Source organism: Mesorhizobium sp. M5C.F.Ca.IN.020.32.2.1, from assembly GCF_004023105.1.
GTDB lineage: Bacteria > Pseudomonadota > Alphaproteobacteria > Rhizobiales > Rhizobiaceae > Mesorhizobium > Mesorhizobium wenxiniae.
Genome location: NZ_RZSX01000500.1, coordinates 1 through 4,706 on the forward strand (window position 1 = coordinate 1; position 4,706 = coordinate 4,706).

Here is a 4,706-nt window from a genome sequence, read left to right on the forward strand (position 1 = left end):
CCGCTCTAGTGTTGGCGGCTTCGTCGATCGGGCTAAGTCGGTTTCTTGAAACTGAAACCCCGGCCGTTTCCCTCGCGCTGGATCCGTTGAACGTCAATGCCTTGATAGGCGGAATAACCGGCGACCTGAACGATACAAGCAACACTCCCGATTTCGATGCATTGCTCGCCAAGGCCGAAGGCGCGCTTCGCTTTGACGTGGCAGATGCGCGTCTCTACAGCCTTATTGGCGAGATCAAATACCGACAGGGCAAAAAAGAAGAAGCCTATGACTTCTTCGATCAAGCTCGAAAGTTATCCAAGACCGAAATCCACGCGCTCCAGAGGTCCATTGGCCACTCGATCGAGACCGGCGATCTGTCGAAGGCTGTCGGCGAGATCGATATATTGCTGCGGCGATGGCCAGATCGATTTCCGGCTATCGCCGAGGGCCTGCCGACAATCCTGTCAAGCCCCGACGGTTACCAGGCCGTTCTGGCAGCCATCAAGGCGGAGGCACCTTGGAGAGCAAGTCTGTTCGTCGCGCTGGGCAAAACCCCCGACGGGCTCGATTTCGCAAATCGGCTGCTGCTCGATTTGACTGGGTCAAGCGCGCCACCAAACTCGAGCGAATTGTCCTATGTGATCCACGGCTATATTCGTCAGAAGGAATACGAACAAGCGTATCGATTGTTTCTTTTCAGCCTGTCTGATCAGGAACGGAAGTTGGGCGGATACATTTTCAACAGTACCTTTGAACCGGTACCCAGTGGTAAACCTTTCGATTGGCAGGTCGGCGAGCAGTCAGGTTTGGAAGTTACCTTTGTAACATCTCAGGATGCGGTCGAAGGTGAGGGTGGTGCGACGATTCGCTTCCTGAACACGCCCGTCAAGAACGCTTCTCTTCAGCAGTATATTCAAATGCCTCCAGGCTCCTACAAGATTTCTCTGGCTGCGTCCGCAAGAAACCTGAAGCTTCCTAAGGAGTTGTTCTGGTCGATCAGGTGTGTGGGGGCAGCCAGCGAAATAGCGCGGTTCAATATTCCCGAGGGTACATACAATCGTCAGGCACTGAGTCAGGATTTTTCGGTTGGACCGGCTGGGTGCCCCATGCAATTGTTACGGCTGGAGACAGCCGCCATTGCTGAGAGCTGGCGATTTCGCTACGTCGGTACGTTGGTAATGCACAAATTGAGCATCGAGAGACTTTCATCTTGAGCGACCGGCCATCGGAATGGGATAAATATCTCCTTGGATCGGTTCTGTTTATATCGCTGCTGATCGGCGGTGGCACTGCAAGCGGCCTTTACACGGACACGCTGATTGAGGTCGCGGCAATTGTCTCGGCGGCGGCGGTCTTTTCACAGACCTCTGGCCAAAGAATCCCGTATACAATTCTGTGGCTGCTTATCTTCGCTGTGGCGCTGGTGATTTTGCAAATCGTTCCGTTGCCTGCGGCCATACTCAACGGGTTGCGGCCGGAGCCGTTGCTCGGAGATTCATGGCTGGCGGGACAGAGCGGATTTCGCTTCGTCAGCGTCGGAGTCGGACGGACGATCGAATGTCTGTTATATCTGGTGGCGTCAGCCGCGTTTTTCTTGAGCGTATTGCGCTTGCGCACCGAGCAGGTTCAAGGGCTTCTGCCTTTCTTTTTTATGGGCGTTATCTGCAATGGGTTAGCGGGAGCGATTCAATATTCGCTCTCTGACGACATCGCCGTAGAGGGATTGTTGCCTTTCACGATCAATGCCGGGCTTTTTGCCAACGAGAATCATTTTGCGGCATTACTTTTTGTTTCTATCCCCTTTGTCGCTTATTATAGTCTGTTCCGAGGACATCTTTTGTCCGGATCGCTCGGGCTGGCCATACTTTTGCTGCTCCTTTTGGCCGCCGGTTCGCGGGCCGGCGTCCTGATCGGATTAGCGATCACCGTACTATCCATAGTCTTTCTTTCAGCGCGTTCCAGGGTGAGTCGGCTCAGCATCCTTGCCGTTTTCATAGGACTTTCGGCGTATACGATAGGCGCATGGACTAAGATCGAGGCCGACGCGATTGATCCGGCTTTCGGGCGAGGAGAGTTTGCTCGCACCACTATTGAGGGGATCAAAGAGAATTGGGCAACAGGTGTTGGGTTTGGGAATTTTCAGAAGGCCTATCAGATATACGAAAAGGAAGGAATGATTTATAGCAAGTATGTAAACCACGCCCACAACGAATACCTTGAAATAGCCTTCGAGGGTGGGGTTATTGCAATTCTATTGATGATGTTTTATTTCATATTACTTCTTGCGGCGCTTGTCAGAATTCGCCGAGATCCACTTCAAAAGGCAGCTTTCCTCTCGGTATCTTTCCTTCTCATCCATTCACTCGTCGATTATCCCTTGCGGACCGAAGCGCTTGCAATGACGTTTGCCTATATGAACGCCATTATTTTCCACAAAGGATTTGCGGATCGTTTGGCCCAGAAGAACGAATTGATCGAGATCCATCATAACGGTGACAAGTTGTTTGTTCCCATCGGAACTTCGTCGTAGCGCCTCTTGGCGACGGCTCTGCTCTTCCATCAGGGTAGCGTCCTGACCCACCATATGTCTCGGAAACCAGGAAGATCATCAGGACTGCGTCCAGAAGAGGGTTGCGATTGTCCCAGCGCCGCACAGGCTGATCTCGGTCCCTCTGGAATACTTTCTTGGGCCGCCAAGCCCATCAGCCCGTTGAGCAGGAATTTCCGGTTTCTGGTTCTAGCGTGGAAAATTCATTCCCGAACCACTCCAGGGCAAGCCTGTCCCGCATTGTTATAAGCGATAGCGATCTGCTAGAACGCCTGCACGAAAATGAGATCGTCCAGAAGTGAAGCTTGAACCGGGCCGCTGAAAATTGCGCCTGATGCATCGATGCAAGGTCTGGATTGGCACGAGAGAACGCTTACAGCCCATGAATATCGCGCTTACGCACCTTCAGCGGCTTGAGGCTGAATCCATCCATATCTTTCGCGAGGTAGCGGCGGCCTTCGCCAAGCCGGTCATGCTCTATTCCGTCGGCAAGGATTCCTCGGTGCTGATGCATCTTGCGATGAAGGCGTTTTATCCGGCCAAGCCGCCCTTTCCCTTTCTCCACGTCGACACGACCTGGAAATTCCGTGAGATGATCGCCTTTCGCGATCAGATGGCGCAAAAGCTCGGTTTCGATCTCCTGGTCCACGTTAACGAGGATGGTGTGCGCGACAACATCAATCCCTTCGACCATGGCTCGAATACGCACACCCATGTGATGAAGACCGTTGCGCTGCGGCAGGCGCTCGACAAGTACGGCTTCGATGCCGCCTTTGGCGGTGCCCGTCGCGACGAGGAGAAATCGCGTGCCAAGGAGCGGATCTTCTCCTTCCGCAACGCCCAGCACGTCTGGGACCCAAAGAACCAGCGGCCGGAGATGTGGAAGATATTCAACACCCGCATCGCGACTGGTGAATCGATCCGGGTGTTTCCGTTGTCGAACTGGACCGAACTCGATATCTGGCAGTATATTCTCCAGGAAGACATCCCGATCGTGCCGCTCTATTTCGCCAAGGAGCGACCGGTCGTCGAACGCGACGGCATGCTCATTCTGAAGGATGACGACCGTATGGAATTGCGCCCGGGCGAAACAGTGGAGAACCGGCTGGTGCGGTTCCGCACGCTCGGCTGCTATCCGCTGACCGGCGCGATCGAATCCGACGCCGATACGCTGGAGGCCATTGTCGGCGAAATGCTGACGGCGCGCACCTCCGAACGACAGGGCCGCCTGATCGACCGTGATGAAGCCGGTTCGATGGAAAAGAAGAAGCGCGAGGGGTACTTCTAAGCATGCGCCACATCATGGCCAAGAGTCTCGCCTCCACCGACGGCATTCGTGACTATCTTGCGGTGCAGGAACGAAAGTCGCTGCTGCGCTTCCTGACCTGCGGTTCGGTGGACGACGGCAAGTCGACGCTGATCGGGCGCCTGCTTTCGGACACCAAGCAGATTTTCGAGGACCAGCTTGCCGCGCTTGAGCGTGATTCGCGCAAGCACGGGACGACGGGCGACGACGTCGATTTCGCGCTGCTGGTCGATGGCCTCGAGGCCGAACGCGAGCAGGGCATCACCATCGATGTCGCCTATCGCTTTTTCGCCACGCCGAAACGCAAATTCATCGTTGCCGACACGCCCGGCCACGAACAATACACGCGCAACATGGCAACGGGCGCGTCGACCGCTGATCTGGCGATCGTGCTGATCGACGCTCGCCAGGGTGTGCTGCGTCAGACAAGGCGCCACTCGATCATCGCTTCGCTGCTCGGCATCCGGCACATCGTGCTCGCCGTCAACAAGATCGATCTCGTCGGCTTCGACAAGGCCGTGTTCGAACGCATCATCGAAGACTACCGGCAATTTTCGCATCAGCTCGGCTTCGAGACGATCGTGCCCATCCCGATGTCTGCCCGTTATGGCGACAACGTCTCCAGCCGCTCGGACAAGACAGAATGGTATTCCGGCCCGACGCTGATCGAACATCTGGAAACCGTGTCGGTCGATAAAGCCGTTGTCGAACTGCCGTTCCGTTTTCCAGTGCAGTATGTGAACCGCCCCAATCTCGATTTTCGCGGTTTTGCCGGCACGATTGCGTCCGGTTCCGTCTCAACAGGCGACGAGGTCGTTGTCGCCAAATCCGGCAAGTCCGCTCATGTAAGGCGCATCGTCTCGCATGGCG

4 protein-coding genes are annotated in these 4,706 nt (G+C 55.2%); all 4 read left to right on the forward strand.

The window, feature by feature from the left end:
• Positions 1-8 precede the first annotated feature (8 nt).
• Positions 9-1,196, forward strand: coding sequence for a hypothetical protein (locus EOA86_RS22730; protein ID WP_245497349.1), 1,188 nt, complete (start codon positions 9-11; stop codon positions 1,194-1,196).
• Positions 1,193-2,512 carry an O-antigen ligase family protein gene (locus EOA86_RS22735; protein WP_128343686.1) on the forward strand — a complete coding sequence of 440 codons (1,320 nt, stop codon included), beginning with the start codon at positions 1,193-1,195 and terminating at the stop codon, positions 2,510-2,512. Before EOA86_RS22730 ends, EOA86_RS22735 begins: the two co-directional genes overlap by 4 nt.
• A 400-nt stretch (positions 2,513-2,912) precedes the next feature.
• Positions 2,913-3,818 (forward strand): sulfate adenylyltransferase subunit CysD, encoded by a 906-nt coding sequence (cysD, locus tag EOA86_RS22740; RefSeq protein ID WP_095492359.1) that lies wholly within the window; start codon positions 2,913-2,915, stop codon positions 3,816-3,818.
• 2 nt (positions 3,819-3,820) lie between these two features.
• The coding region (locus EOA86_RS22745; RefSeq protein WP_128343687.1) for a GTP-binding protein at positions 3,821-4,706 on the forward strand (886 nt) is incomplete at its 3' end.